Below are 14,287 nucleotides of genomic sequence, written 5' to 3'. Positions count from 1 at the left end.
CACGTGGACCGGCCCTGAAAGTTTTTAGGAGAGGATGCCTGAAAGGCGCCCCTGATTTGGTTGATGCCGCCTCATTGTGCAAGTGCGAAGAAACGCATCACGATTGCATTTTCTGCAAATGTCGTTATCGCCATCATCGCTGATGGGCATCGAACGATCCGGTGCTCGGCGAAGGATTACTACTCCCATGCGCCGACTGCCGCCGCTGACCGCAATCGAGGCATTCGTTGCCGTCGCGCGGCTTGGATCGGTCAAGGCGGCTGCGGAGGAACTCGCGCTGTCTGCCCCGGCGCTCAGCCGTCGATTGCAGACGCTGGAACGTTTTCTCGGCCGGCCGCTGTTCGATCGTCGTCACCAGGCAATGGTCCTGAACGGCGACGGCGATCGTCTGCTGGCGCAGATCGCGCCGCTTCTCGATCAACTGTCCGACGCCGTCGAATCCATGACCAGCGCGGCGGAGGTCCTTCGGCTCCGGCTCGGCGTGTTGCCGCTGTTCGCCTCTCAGCGCCTTTTCCCACGACTGGCGGAATTGCGCTCCGCTCACCCAGAACTGCACCTCGACATCGATACCGGCGCCCATGGCATGGCGCGGCTGGGCGAAGGGTTGGACGCCGTGATCGCCCTGGCGCGCGATGTCGATCCTGGCCTCTATGCACGGCGACTGGACCGAAACATGGTCTATGTGATCGGTGCCCGATCATTGATCGAGCGGTCTGATCCCATCATCCATCCGCAGCAGCTCGCAACGCTCACCGCGCTCGTTCACCGCGAAATGCCGGATACGTTCGTCGCCTGGCGAACCGCTGCCGGCTTGCACGATATCGAGCCGCTTGCCGTCGACCATTTCGATTCCGGCGCGCTGATGCTGGAGGCGGCGGCGCAGGGCCTGGGTGTCGCCTTCATGCATGAAAGCCATTTTCTGGACGCCGGCGATCCCCGCCTCGTCCGGCTCTTCGATGTCGAGGTGGAAAGTCCCTACAGCTATTGGTTCGTCTGCCGCCCACGCGCACTGCAACTAAAGCAGGTGCGCATCTTCCGTGACTGGCTGATCACTACGCTGGGGTCCGAGGCGGTCTGACGATTGGGCGTCTCGACGCCCGTGAGAATGCTATTGATGTACCGGTTGTGCGGGACGCCCGTGTCATGACTGGCGCCCCGCGATCAACCTGGAATGCTTTCCGCTCAGGAAGCGCGCATGGTCACGATCTTGCCCGGCTGGCGCGGCGGCTCACCCTTGGGCAGCGCGTCGATAAGCTCCATGCCGCCGGTCACTTCACCCCAGACGGTGTACTGGCCATCAAGAAACCGTGCATCGTCGAAGCAGATGAAGAACTGCGAATTGGCGCTGTTCGGATCATTAGTCCGCGCCATGGAGCAGACGCCGCGCACGTGCGGCTCCTTGGAAAACTCCTGGCGAAGATTCGGCTTGTCGGACCCGTGCATGCCGGTGCCGGTCGGATCGCCGCCCTGCGCCATGAAGCCCGGGATCACGCGGTGAAACACGACGCCGTCGTAAAAGCCCTCATTCGCAAGCTCGGCGATGCGGTTGACGTGCTCGGGCGCCAGATCGGGGCGCAGCTTGATTGTGACGTCGCCGTCGTCCAGCGTCATCACCAGCGTGCTATACGTATCGGCCATGGCAGGCTCCTTCCGGGTCATCGGGAATGCGGCGCCCTACTCGCGCCCTGGCATGAACGCAAATCGCCACGGTTGGCACCGACAGACTGGCCGGCTAGAGGCGCGACAAGAGCAGGCAGCCGGTTGGGAGGCGGGCGATGAGCGATACCGAACTCCGCGGCGATGACCGTATCGAAAAAGGCGAGCGCCAGCTCGACGAGGATGATCGGCTGAAGCCGGAATTCGTCAACGCGGTGCTGGAGGCGGTCGAGGCTGGCCAGAGGGAGGAAGCCAAGCGGCTCGTCGAACCGCTTCACCCCGCAGACATTGCCGACCTGTTCGAGCTTACCCCGGAGGATCAGCGCGCACCGCTGGCTGCCGCGGTAGCCGACCTGCTTGACGGCGACGTGTTCGCCGAGATGAACGATTACGTTCGCGAACAGCTGATCGATGCGCTGGACGCACGTCAGGTCGCGGACATCGCCTCCGAACTCGATACCGACGACGCGGTCGCGATCATCGAGGATCTTGACGCCGAGGACCAGCGCGAGGTGCTCCGGGCGATGGAGCCCGATGATCGCGCCGCGATCGAAGAGGCGCTGAGCTATCCGGAGGAATCTGCCGGCCGTCTGATGCAGCGCGAGCTGATCGCGGTGCCCGAGCATTGGACCGTTGGCGACACGATCGATTACCTGCGCGGCCATGAGGAGCTGACCACCGACTTCTGGGAGGTGTTCGTGGTCGACCCGGCGCACAAGCCGGTTGGCACCTGTGCCCTCTCCTGGATCCTGCGCACGCCCCGCTCCGTCTCCATGTCGGACGTCATGAAACGGGAGCAGACGCTGATCCCGGTCGACATGGATCAGGAAGAAGTCGCGCTCCGCTTTCAAAAATATGCGCTGATCTCCGCCGCCGTGACCGATGGTTCCGGCCGCCTTGTCGGCATGATCACCGTCGACGATATCGTTCACATCATCCAGGAAGAAGCGGGCGAGGACGCGCTGCTGCTGTCGGGGGCCGGCGAAGGCGACATCAACGAACCGGTGATGGACAGCTACAAGGCACGCGTGCGCTGGCTGATCGCCAACCTGTTCACCGCATTGCTCGCCTCGTTCATCATTTCGCGCTTCGAGACCACGATCCAGCGGATGGTGGCGCTGGCGACGTTGATGCCGATCGTTGCGGGGGTCGGCGGCAATGCCGGTACGCAGACGCTGGCGGTCACCGTCCGCGCCATGGCGACCAATCAGTTGACGCAGTCGAACACCGCGCGCGCGATCGTGCGTGAAATCCGGGTCGCGTTGCTCAACGGCGTAACGGTGGCGCTGGTAATCGGAACCGGTGTGGCCGTCATCTTCGCGAACCCAATGCTGGGCGGCGTGATCGCCGCGGCGATGATGACCAACATCCTCGTCGCCGGTCTTGCGGGCGTTCTAGTGCCGGTGATGCTGGAACGGCTGAACGCGGACCCCGCCGTCTCGTCATCCGTGTTCGTGACGATGACAACCGACTCGATCGGCTTTCTGGCGTTCCTTGGTCTCGCGACTGCCTCTGGCCTCGTCGGCTGAGGCTCCCCACATGGCGGCTTCCATGCCGTCCCAAACTGAAGCTCCGCCCCCTCTGCCGCCGCTGCACATCACGAAGGTCGCCTTCGGCCACACCAGTGTCGATCTTCTCGCGGACCGCCTGAAGGAGCGCGGCGCCGACGGGCCTTTGTTCCTGACCACGCGCTACCTGCCCAAGCGGCACGAGGAAATCGCCGGCCGCGGCTCGCTCTTCTGGATCATCAAGCATCAGCTCGTCGCGCGCTCGCCGATCCTGTCGTTCGGTGAAGCGGAGGGCGGCCGAGTCGCCATCCACATCGATCCTGCGATCCGGCTGGTCGCCGCTCGGCCCAAGCGCGCGCATCAGGGGTGGCGCTATCTGGAGCATGCGGACGCACCGGCGGACCTGGGTGGCGACGGTACCGGCATGGCCGCGCTGCCGCCGGCTTTGCTCGGCAGGCTAGCCGAGCTCGGCCTGGTTTAGATTAGCGTGCCGACCACATCCATGAAGCGCGACAGGCTGATCGGTTTCGACACATAAGCTTCGGCCCCGGCCGCGCGAATGCGTTCCTCGTCATCGCGCCCGGCATAGGCGGTCACCGCCATCACCGGGATAGACTGGAGTTCGCCGTCCTTTTTCAGCTCTAGGATCAGCTCATACCCGGTCACATGCGGCATCTGGATGTCCATGATGATCAGGTCCGGTGAAAGCTCCCGGGCGCGCGACACGGCTTCCCGGCCATCGCGTACCGGTTCGGCGGCATATTCGTGCGCGCGGAGCAGGTCACAGAACAGCTTGAGGTTCAGTTCGTTGTCCTCGACAACGAGCACCTTCTTTGCCACGCGCGGTCATCCCCCCGATCTTGGCAGGCGAAGATAGGCAATGAATCGAGGCGTTTCAAACGAAGAACCGGCCGACGCGCTCGCCCTTCGCGCTCTTGCCTGGACGCTGTCGAATCCGGATCGCGCCGGGCGGCTGCTGTCGCTGACCGGGCTCGACCCGGATGATCTGCGCGCGCGGCTGACCGATTCGGCCGTGCTCGCCGCCTGTCTCCAGTTCCTGGAGGCGCACGAGCCCGATCTTGTCGCCTGCGCACAATCGCTCGACGTCCGCCCGGAGGCGCTGGTACGCGCTCGTCACCAATTGGAGTCGTTATGACCACAGGATCCGCCCGCCCGCTGCTCATCTCGGATTGTGATGAGGTGCTGCTGCACATGGTGCGGCACTTCGGAACCTGGCTAGACGAAGCTCACGAGATCGATTTCCAGCCGACCAGCTGGGAGCTGGGCCGAAACATGCGTCGTCGGCACGACGGTGCTGTTCCCTCCCGCGAGGAAATGATGGGTTTTCTCGACGGCTTCTTCCCGGGGGAAATGCACCGGCAGACTTTAGTGCCCCACGCGCGGGAAGCGTTGGCGCGCATCGCGGAGGTGGCGGACATCGTGATTCTGACCAATCTTCAGGATCAATGCCGCAGCCATCGAATCGATCAGCTCGCCGCCTTCGGCATCGAACATCGCGTGGAATGCAATCAGGGGCCAAAGGGCGGCCCGGTCGCCGCTCTCGTTGCGGAGCATGGCAATCCGGTCACCGTCTTCATCGATGATCTGCCCATGCATCATCAGTCGGTGGCGGAGCATGCGCCGGAGGTACACCGGCTGCACATGGTGGCAGAGCCGACCCTCGCGCCCGGCGTGCCCCCCGCCCCCGCGGCTCATGCCCGCATTGACGCATGGCCGGAGGCGCTCGCCTGGATCACGGATCGCTTCGCGGCAGGACAACCAGCGCAGCATTGACCCGCGCTGATCGCTGGTGTTGAAACTGCGCGCATGACTGACCGTATTGATCAAAAGCTCGCGGAGCTCGGCCTTACCCTGCCGACCGCCGCGGCCCCTGTTGCCACCTATGTCCCGGCCGTCGAGGCCGGACGTCTTCTTCATGTCTCCGGGCAGCTCCCGTTCCGCGATGGCAAGGTCGTCACTGGCCAGCTCGGTGGCGATCTGGACGTTGCCGCCGGTCAGGAAGCGGCCAAGCTGTGCGCGCTGATGGTCGTCGCACAGACGAAGGCGGCACTCGGCGATCTCTCGCGCGTCGCACGCATCGTGAAGCTCGGCGTTTTCGTAAACTCGGCTGTCGGCTTCGGTGATCAGCCTGAGGTCGCCAATGGTGCGTCGGACCTGATGGTCGCGCTGTTCGACGATGCGGGCAAGCATGCCCGCGCTGCGGTGGGTGTCGCCGCTCTGCCGCGCAATGCCGCGGTCGAGGTGGATGCCATCATCGCGGTGGCGGGCTGAACTTCATTGCCGCTCCGCCGTTCGGCTTGAGCATGCGCTTTCCTGATCTCCGCTCACCATCCATCTCGCATCCGTCGAATGGTGGTGAGTGGCGATCCACAGACCTTTTCGTTACCCGCGCCGCACCGCTCCAACATCGTCCAAGCCGGAGAGCGCGTCGATGGACATGAACGTCACCGCCCGTGTGGCAACCGGCGTCCGAGATGTTCCCGCGCATCTGTGGGATGCGTGCGCGGGTGCCGCCAACCCCTTTGTCAGCCATGTCTTCCTTTCCGCACTGGAAGAATCTGGAAGTGTCGGCGGCCGCACCGGGTGGCAGCCAGTTCCCGTGATCGTGGATGGTGCGGACGGCGTGCCCGTCGCAATCGCCCCGGCCTATGCAAAGTCGCACAGTCAGGGCGAATATGTCTTCGATCACGCCTGGGCGGACGCGTGGGAGCGTGCAGGCGGCGCCTATTATCCGAAGCTTCAGATCGCCGCGCCGTTTACGCCCGTGCCCGGCCCTCGCCTGCTGCTGCGCGATCCCGCGGCCGCCCCGGCGTTGATCGCCGCGCTGGAGACTATGACCGACCAGCACGATCTGTCCTCCGCCCACGCCACCTTCGTGTTACCGGAGGAAGTGCCCGCTTTTGAGGCTGCCGGCTGGCTGATCCGCGAGGGCACGCAATTCCACTGGCGCAATGACGGGTTCGGCACGTTCGACGATTTCCTCGCCACCCTCGCCAGCCGCAAGCGCAAGGCGATTCGCAAGGAGCGCGCGGCCGCCGTCCAGGGGCTGGAGATCCGCCATCTGACCGGCGCGGAGATCGGCACGAGCGAGTGGGACGCCTTCTGGACCTTCTACCAGGATACCGGCAGCCGCAAATGGGGCCGGCCCTATCTCACGCGGTCCTTCTTTCCCCTGCTAGGCGAGCGCATGGGTGATCGCCTGCTGCTGATCCTGGCGGAGCGGAACGGTGAGCCGATCGCTGGCGCACTGAACCTGATTGGCGCGGATTCACTCTATGGCCGCTATTGGGGCGCGACCGAGGAGGTCCCGTTCCTTCATTTCGAGCTTTGCTATTATCAGGCCATCGACGCTGCGATCGCGCGCGGCCTCACGACGGTGGAGGCCGGCGCGCAGGGCGAGCACAAGCTTACCCGCGGCTATGCGCCAATTTCCACCTGGTCGGCGCACTACATCCCCAATCCGGGCTTCCGCCGTGCGGTGGCCGACTTTCTCGTGCGCGAACGCGCAGCGGTTGAGATGGACCAGCAGTTCCTCGAGCGGCTCACCCCCTTTCGCAAGGGAGATTAAGGCTAGCGGACAGGTTCGCGATCCGGCAGCGGCTGCAGGCCTGGGCCGGTCGTGGGCACCACTTTCGGCGGCACGATCTTGCCCGCGAGTTGGAACGAGACGCCGATCACGGCGGCGTGGTTCATGTTCGCCTGGCCGTTCACCTGCCGCTGCCGCTGATTGAGGTAGCCAAGCTCGAACGCCGTGGTCGACGACACCGGATATTGTACCCCGATAAAGGTCCAAAGGTCATCATATCCCTTGCGCGCACCCCAGTCCGCGTCGGTGAGGTTCCAATAGAGCTCGGCCGAAACCACGCCTACCGGACCGCCGCTCTCCTTCCGGGTCAGCGGCGTGGCGAGCAGGATCTGTTGCGCGACGCGCAGGTTCCAGTCCTTGCCGGTCGATCTCTGGCGCTGCTCCACTCTGGTCTGCGCGCGAATACCCAACCGCCCGATCACGCCCAATCGATAGGACGCCTGCTGAAAGAAGCGGCTCTCATGCAGGTCGTGCGGCAGCCGTGCGCCATCGATAAAGGCGTAAAGGTAACCACCGGACAGGATCAGCGACTCGCTCTTCCGCCATGAAACGATTGGGGGGATGATGGTTATCGGCGCAGTTGCAGCATTGCGTGTAGAGAAACGCGGCTGCATTTCCGCGGTCAGGAACACATCATCCGCAATCGGGGCAGTAACCTGTACGCTGCCCCAGATCTGCCCCCCGTGGTTGGTGTCGGCTTCTGCAGCCGTCGAAAGGCACATCAACACCGCCGCTCCCGCGGCCACGCTTCCCTTCAAAGTGCGCCCCTCCCCTTTGAGGGTCTGAACACATGATTGAAGAAGAAGTGCCGCGTCGCAGCAAATATTTTGCGGCGCAACGCTCTCGTGAGGCTGCTACGATCTTGGCGGTGGCGGAAGTTGCAGCTGGCGTTCGCGAATCCGCCGGGCGCGCAGTTCCAGGAACCAACGCGGGTACAGTTCCTCGTCGGTGATCTGCGGCGTCGGCCGGCTCCGGTTCACCGTCAGCAGCGCGCTTGCTCCGGTGGGAGACCGCCAGATCCGGTCCAAATCGCTGGCATAGCGCGGATTGAACGGCGGCGTGCGGATCAGCCAGACATAATCAAACGCCTCTCGCGGGAAGCGCGCGATGGAAAAGTCGATCGGCTTCCACCATTCGCGCGGGCACCAGCCAGGCGTCACGATCTCCGACGAATCATGCGCGAACATGCCGGCAGTCTTGTATCTCGCCGTCAGCAGTTGCGCGCCCGGCATGGACCATTGATCGTTGGTATAGGCCAGCCGCCGTACCAGCGCGATGGCGGGCAGATGTTCTAGACGGCTCATCTTCCATTCGTTGCGGCAGTTCGTTCCCACGAAGGACACCAGGCGCGCGCCCTCTGGCACCTTGTCCAGCGCGGCGAGTTCGGTGTCGTAATCGCGATCGAACAGCCAGAAGCTGGCGGCCGTGCTCGCCGTTCGCGCCAGGAAGAAGCTCATGCCCAGCAGGGCGACGACACCGGCGTGGCGAACGGTCATGCCGACCCGCGGCCGGATCGCGATCAAGGCGAAGGCGACGACGAATGGCGCAAGACGCATGTCGGCATAGGCCGAGCCGAATACGATCCGTGGCAGCAGCAGATAGACTGCTGCGAGAAACAGCGCGGACAGGACGAGGTTGCGAGAATATTCGATCGCCGGGTCGCGCACGGCCCGAAACAGCACCAGCAGGAACACGGCGGTCGACGCCACATCCCAGAACTCCCACCGGTCGCGCAGGACCATCATCACCCAGGCGACCTTCGCCTGCCAGTTGAACCAGTCGGCCGTCTGGCCGGTAACATGGTCACCGGAACGCCAGAAGATCATCAGCACCATCGGCAGCGCCAGCGGGACGCAGCCCAGGCCCGCGCGGATCCAGCTTTCGACCCAGTGACCCGATCCTGCATCCTTGCGCGCATCATGCTGGCGGATCATCTCGGCCGAGAAGGCGAGTACGCCCAGCACCCCCCAGCCGAAGGTGTGGCACAACCACAGCAGGCATGAGAGCGGCACGAAGACGATTGCGCGCAGGCCGATCCGGCGCAGACGCGCCATGCGCAACCACAAGGCGAAGAGGCAGAGCGCCACGCCCATCGACAGGGAGAAGTTCACGAATCCGAACTGGAACGGATAGCTATAGGCCAGCGGCAGCGCGAACATTGCGGTGGGCGGGATGCGTCCATGAACCTCGCGTGCGATCCACAGCAACCCTGCGGCGGTCAGCGCGGGAATCGTCATCACGATCAGCTTGACGCCAAGCTCCAGCCCGAACAGCGCGGCAAACGGCACCACCAGAAGGTCGATGCCCAGATTGCCGATCAGCGACCATTCGAAATTATACCAGTCGGCAAGCCACGGCGCCTGGTCCAGCGGCGTCAGCTGCACGCGATACCGCCCCATATGCCCGGGCAGGTCGACCAGCGGCGGAATCTCCGGCCACAGCAGCGGAACGATGGAGATCAGCGTGGCAAGCGCGACAAAGGTACGCGTCTGCCACCAACGAAGGGGCGCCCCCGATTGGTCCATCAAACCGTCTTACGGGCGGGGTGTCGCCAAGGGCAAGGGCCGAATGACGCGCCATGCCTGCGCCGGCCCGCGCACCACAACTGGCTCCAGCCACGCAAACCGCTCGCCACGCTCCAGCCGCGCCCACAAGCCGTCGGGGAAGCGTTCGCGATAGTGATCAAGCTCGCCCAGCCCCGGGCACACCACCAGATAGTCCGCTTTGCTGGCGAAGATGATCTGCCGCGCCTGTGATGGCGTACCCGTGAAGGTGCGGATGATCCGCGTCATCGGCTCGGGAGAGCGATGATAGCCTGCACCAATCGCGCGGTGGTGCGTTGTGGAAACAATTTCCGGTCCGATGTCGACCGGTGAGAACAGCAGGCTCGGCGGCAGTTCGGCCACCGGCCTGATGTCGCTTATCTGCGCGCACGTCTGCCCGGCGTCTCTCAGCCGTGAAATCTCCTGCCACGCCGGGTCGCTGCTTCGGCTCCAAGCTAAGCCAGCAATGGCGAGGTAACCGGGCGAGGCAATGATCAACGCTGCCGCCGTTGCCACTACCTGCAGACCGACATTGGACAGTTGGCGGGCACGGATCAGCAAGGCCAGCAGCATAGCGGCGACGCCCGGTACTGCCAGTGCATTGGCCGTTGCTCCCGCACGATCGACGAACACCGTTACAGCGGTGGCCGCAACAAGCAGGACGAGCAATATTGCCCAACGTGGCCTGCACTCATCATCCGCCTTGCCCAGGCCTGCGGCGGTGGCGACCACTCCGACCACCGGCACTGCCATGGTCACGAACGCCTGGTAAAATGGCTGCTCCCAGACCGGTCGGCCCTCCAGAACGTTCAGATACCAGAATTCATAGGCGAGTGGCGGAAGCGTCGCGAACGGTCCGGCAAGGCACTGCGGTGCATAAAGGAACAGCACAGCGCCGGTCAGCCCGCCTGCGGCTGCAAGCGCCGCTAGGCGGAAGATCAACGCCGATCGTCCCGCGACCATCGCGATCGTGGTGCTCAAAGCAGCAAAGCTCAACGTCACCAGCCATGCCGGCGACATTGCATCGCAGGCCGTCGCGAAAAACCCCGGTCCTCGCGTCAGCAGGTGGAGAAGAACTGCGCCTCCTGCCAGGCTCCACATCAGCGCCAGCAAGAACGGCTTCCGCTCAGGCTGCCAGGCCCAGGCCGCCGCGGCAACGCCGGCGATGCTCACCGCTATGGGCAGGCCTTCAATAGAAATCGTCAGCAGTGCAGCCAGCGCCATCCCGGCAAGCGCGCCATTTCTCCATGTCGGTCGACGGAGAAGACAGAGGATCGCCCCTAGTGTCAGGACGATCTGCCAACCATGATGATCGATGCGCAACGGTCGCAGTTGGATCATCAACGGCAGGGTCAAAGGCGTGATCAAAGCGGCATAGCGTGCCGCTTCGAAGCCAGCGGTGCGGCGCGTAATCTGGGCGAGGAGCAGCATGGTTGCCAGCAGCGTCAGCAGCGGCACGACCGTCACCGTCAGCCGGATTGCCACCGGCTCCCCCAGCAAAGGCGTCGTAGCCACCAGCATCGCCGCTAGCGGAAGATCGACTAGGCGAGACCAGTGCATGGGAAAGGCACCGTGATTGAACCGGTGCTGCGCAACGTCCCACCAGCTCTGCCCGGCAAGCCAGTCGCGCACTTCCAGCAGCCGCATCGCATCATCTGGATCGTTGAAGCGAAGGATCAGAATGTCCTTCGCACCGATCATCACGAAGATAATCGCAGCGATCGCCCATGCCACAAGGACCGGCCGCAGTATGCCGGCATCGGCCACTCTGGTAGCGGCCGCGCCGCTCTGCGGCGCGCTAGACAAAGCCCGTTTCATCGCGTCCCCCGCGCCTCAACGCGTCATCTTTTCATTTCGAGAACGCCCGCGCGGGACAGTCGAGCGCTCTGCCGTTGGCTTCGCCCCTCGCCGTCCCTCGCGTCAGGCCGCCTTCAGCCGCTCCGGCACCGCGCGCAGGCTGCCCAGCGCCGCTTGCTCTCCCTCGCGCCCGCTCTCGTGATATTCGGCGTCCTCGTTGACCGCCCAGATATCGTACACGCGCGCGCCGGCCTCGATGTTGCGGACCGTCAGCATGGCGGTCATCATCGCATGATCCTGGTTGTTGTAACGGTGCATGCCATTGCGCCCGACGCAGTGAAGCGTCGGATAGCGCGCCTCGATCTCCTGCCGCATCATCTCGACGTTGGCGGCATAATGTTCGTCATAGACCGGATAGGCCTTTTCCTGTCGCACGACCGTGCCGCCGACGACCTGGTCCTCGCGGCACAGGCCGAGCTGCGCCATCTCGCGCGTTGCAAGCGCGACCAGTTCGTCGTCGCTGGACGCCCACAGCCCGTCCCCCTCGAAGCAGAAATATTCCAGGCCAACACACGCCAAGTCGGGATCCGGCACCATCTCCGGCGACCAGGAGCGGAAGTTCTGGACCCGCCCCACCTTCACCTTGGAATCATGGATGTAGATCCAATTGTCTGGAAAGAGATCCGGCGAGCGGATCATCAGCGCCACGGTCAGGAAGTCACGATATTTGAGGTTCGCGGCTTCTGGCAGCGTCGCCGGCAGCGGATGGAGCCGGCTCGCCAGTTCGCGCATCGGCGCGGATGAAATCACATGAGCGGCGCGAATTGTTACCGGCTCGCCGTCCTGATCGATCGCCGTGACCGTCCATTGCTGCGTCACGTCGTTGAAGGCGAGCTGCTTCAGCTTGTGCCCCATCAGCACGCCATTGCCATGACCGATCACCAGATCACGCGCGGCTTCCCACATCATGCCCGGGCCAAGCCGCGGATAGCGGAAGCTTTCCAGCAGCGTCTTCACCGCCATGCCGTCGTTCGGGCGCTTGTTGAGGCCGAGGCTACGCTTCAGCCCGTCCGTAACCGCGCCCCAAAGCGACAGGCCCTTGATCCGTTGCGCCGCCCAGTCCGCGCTCATCTCGTCACACGGCATGCCCCACACCTTCTCGGTGTAGGTCTTGAAGAAGATCGAATACAGCTTCCAGCCGAACGCATTGACCGTCCAGTCCTCGAAGCTTTTCACCTTGCGGTTCGGCAGCAGCTTCGCCTTGGCGAAGCTCGCCATGCACAGTGCCGAACGGAAGATGCCGAGGTTCCACAGCGCCTCAAACGCGCGCAGCGGATAGCTGTAGAACTTGCCCTCGTAATAGATCCGGCTCATCCGCGGCCGCTCGATAAAGTCGTTCGGAAGGATCTCGTTCCAGAGATCGACCACTTCCTGGGACTTCGAAAAGAAGCGATGCCCGCCGATGTCGAAGCGGTACCCATTATGCTCGACCGTGCGGCTGATCCCGCCGACATAACGCGGATCTTTCTCGATCACCGTTACTGAATAGCCGGCCTTGCCGAGCAGATACGCTGCCGTGAGGCCCGCCGGCCCTGCGCCGATGATCGCAACGTCAACCGCGCCGTTCGTATTCGCCATCTGTGTGCAGCCCCATAGCAGTGCGTATCGTGCAATGCCTGAGGATGGTTGAGCTGTGGTTAATGACGACGAGAACTGCTGGCAGGTTCAGCACCTTGCCAAACCTGTTTCATCGCTCCCGGCCTTTGATGCCTCAGCGGCTCGCCAGGTGCTGCAACGCCGGCCGATCGCGACCGTATACGTCGGAAACATATTTCACCCCGCCCCCATCCGGGCTGGCGGTGAAATACATCAGATAGACCGGGACCGGATCTGGCACCGGCACATGCTGCTCCGGCGCGGAGCTGTCGGGTTTCAGCGGCTGGTTGAACAGCCATTTGCCCAGCCGCCCCGCATCCTCCAGCCGCACGCACCCGTTGGAAAAGTGCCGATCCGGCTTGGAAAACAGCTTCTTCTGCGGCGTATCGTGCAGGTAGATGCCAAGGTCGTTCGGGAACATGAACTTCACCGAACCCATCGAATTGCCCCGGCCGGGAAGCTCGCGCACACGAGGCTCGACCGTTCCTGCCTCCACGCCCCGCCAGTCGATGGTCGATGCGGGGATCACGCGCGCCTCCGCAGTCCAGTCGGACAGCGCCTCATACCCCTGCCGCTCCAGCGATACGCCCGCCAGCACCTTGGGTGCGATCCGCTTGCGCACCAGATCGACCGGCACGTTCCAATAAGGATTGAGCGTGGCATAACGCACCATGCCGGCCATCATCGGCGTCTGCGTCTCGGGCGTGCCGGCCACGACCCGCATCGTCCCCTGCTCGGCACCGCTGTCATAATACCAAAGCCTGGCGGCGGCGGCATCGACTACGATGTGGCGGGTCCAGGCGTCGGGTAGCAGGCGCGCACGTTCCAAGTTCAGCCGCAGGACTTCCCGCCGATCCACCATTGGCCGTCCCGAGCCGCCGTTGAGCGCCGTGATCGTCCGAGCGCCGGCGATCCCGTCGACCGGCAGCCCGTGCGCGGATTGAAACCGTCGCACCCGCGCGCGCAGCGCATCGTCATACTGGTCGCCGTCCGGCAGACCCAGCCGCGCCCGCAACAGCAGCACCCGCTCGCCAGTCATGCCGGGTTTCAAAAGCGGTCCGCCAGGCACCCGAACATTCGCGTCGCCCATGTCAGGATCGGCACTCAGCAACGCCTCGCGAAGCTGCGTGTAAAGCGGGCTCATCCAGCCAAGGTTGCGAATATAGTCCAGCGTGGACTTGGCCAGCGCAGCGCGGCGCAGAATGGCATCCGGTTTGGCTCGGGTCGGCTCCAACGATTCCTCGAGGTAGCTGATCTCGATCCGCGTCTCGCGCATGTCGCGCACCAGATCCGCCAGCGCGCCGCTCAGCGCGAGTTCGAGATGGGCAAGCGCGCGAAGGTCACCGCCTTCCGCCGCTTCGATGTATCGCCGCAGGCGATCCGGCGAATATCGATCCGGATCCAGGCCATCCACCTCAACCGTCTCGATCACGTCGACCAGCGCCCTCGCTTGTGGACCGGGCGCTTCTCCGACGATCCACAGCGGCCAATAGCCGCGTGCGCGATAGAATTCCTTCAGC

The 14,287-nt window shown here is 64.1% G+C and carries 14 protein-coding genes; 7 read left to right on the top strand and 7 right to left on the bottom strand.

Annotated features, from left to right (window positions below; all coding sequences use genetic code 11):
* Positions 1-187: 187 nt before the first annotated feature.
* Positions 188-1,078 (top strand): LysR substrate-binding domain-containing protein, encoded by an 891-nt coding sequence (locus AX702_RS13060; RefSeq protein ID WP_066780238.1) that lies wholly within the window; start codon positions 188-190, stop codon positions 1,076-1,078.
* Positions 1,079-1,182: 104 nt separating this feature from the next.
* Here the strand turns inward: AX702_RS13060 and AX702_RS13055 are convergent, their stop codons facing one another.
* The gene (locus AX702_RS13055) at positions 1,183-1,638 is read right to left on the bottom strand and encodes a peptidylprolyl isomerase (protein ID WP_066780259.1); all 456 of its coding nucleotides are present in this window, start codon (positions 1,636-1,638) and stop codon (positions 1,183-1,185) included.
* Between the two features lie 137 nt (positions 1,639-1,775).
* On the opposite strand from AX702_RS13055, the gene mgtE reads away from it, so the two are divergent.
* Positions 1,776-3,185: a magnesium transporter gene (mgtE, locus tag AX702_RS13050; RefSeq protein ID WP_066780237.1), complete on the top strand. Its 1,410-nt coding sequence runs from the start codon at positions 1,776-1,778 to the stop codon at positions 3,183-3,185.
* A 22-nt stretch (positions 3,186-3,207) separates the two neighbouring features.
* Positions 3,208-3,645, top strand: a complete 438-nt coding sequence (locus AX702_RS13045; RefSeq protein WP_066780258.1) for a DUF1489 family protein — start codon at positions 3,208-3,210, stop codon at positions 3,643-3,645.
* On the opposite strand, the gene AX702_RS13040 is transcribed toward AX702_RS13045, so the two are convergent.
* A complete protein-coding gene (locus AX702_RS13040; RefSeq protein WP_066780235.1) occupies positions 3,642-4,004 on the bottom strand; it encodes a response regulator in 363 nt (120 codons plus the stop codon). The two genes, AX702_RS13045 and AX702_RS13040, sit on opposite strands and share 4 nt — an antisense overlap.
* Positions 4,005-4,044: 40 nt before the next feature.
* Here AX702_RS13040 and AX702_RS13035 point away from each other — a divergent pair, with 40 nt between their 5' ends.
* The 4 genes from AX702_RS13035 (at position 4,045) to AX702_RS13020 (ending at position 6,753) form a co-directional block, all read left to right on the top strand.
* Complete coding sequence (locus AX702_RS13035; RefSeq protein WP_066780232.1) at positions 4,045-4,320, top strand: DUF3572 domain-containing protein; 276 nt, start codon at positions 4,045-4,047, stop codon at positions 4,318-4,320.
* On the top strand, positions 4,317-4,958 hold the full coding sequence (locus tag AX702_RS13030; protein WP_066780231.1) for a hypothetical protein: 642 nt from the start codon (positions 4,317-4,319) through the stop codon (positions 4,956-4,958). Before AX702_RS13035 ends, AX702_RS13030 begins: the two co-directional genes overlap by 4 nt.
* A gap of 33 nt (positions 4,959-4,991) precedes the next feature.
* Positions 4,992-5,456: a RidA family protein gene (locus AX702_RS13025; protein WP_066780229.1), complete on the top strand. Its 465-nt coding sequence runs from the start codon at positions 4,992-4,994 to the stop codon at positions 5,454-5,456.
* Between the two features lie 160 nt (positions 5,457-5,616).
* On the top strand, positions 5,617-6,753 hold the full coding sequence (locus tag AX702_RS13020; protein WP_066780227.1) for a GNAT family N-acetyltransferase: 1,137 nt from the start codon (positions 5,617-5,619) through the stop codon (positions 6,751-6,753).
* 2 nt (positions 6,754-6,755) lie between these two features.
* Here AX702_RS13020 and AX702_RS13015 read toward each other — a convergent pair whose 3' ends face one another.
* From AX702_RS13015 to AX702_RS12995, 5 genes are all read right to left on the bottom strand, one after another.
* Complete coding sequence (locus AX702_RS13015) at positions 6,756-7,517, bottom strand: DUF2490 domain-containing protein (protein WP_156455485.1); 762 nt, start codon at positions 7,515-7,517, stop codon at positions 6,756-6,758.
* A gap of 108 nt (positions 7,518-7,625) precedes the next feature.
* A complete protein-coding gene (locus tag AX702_RS13010) occupies positions 7,626-9,296 on the bottom strand; it encodes a hypothetical protein (RefSeq protein WP_066780223.1) in 1,671 nt (556 codons plus the stop codon).
* Positions 9,297-9,305: 9 nt separating this feature from the next.
* A complete protein-coding gene (locus AX702_RS13005) occupies positions 9,306-11,132 on the bottom strand; it encodes a hypothetical protein (protein WP_156455484.1) in 1,827 nt (608 codons plus the stop codon).
* Between the two features lie 102 nt (positions 11,133-11,234).
* A complete protein-coding gene (locus AX702_RS13000) occupies positions 11,235-12,749 on the bottom strand; it encodes an NAD(P)/FAD-dependent oxidoreductase (RefSeq protein WP_066780219.1) in 1,515 nt (504 codons plus the stop codon).
* A 133-nt stretch (positions 12,750-12,882) separates the two neighbouring features.
* Positions 12,883-14,287 (bottom strand): L,D-transpeptidase family protein (locus AX702_RS12995; RefSeq protein WP_066780217.1); only part of this gene is annotated, 1,405 nt, incomplete at its 5' end.

It is taken from the genome of Sphingomonas sp. CCH5-D11 (genome assembly GCF_001557395.1).
Classification (GTDB): Bacteria; Pseudomonadota; Alphaproteobacteria; order Sphingomonadales; family Sphingomonadaceae; genus Sphingomonas.
The sequence above is the reverse complement of the archived record's forward strand: the minus strand, read 5'-3'. Positions and strand labels throughout refer to the sequence as shown.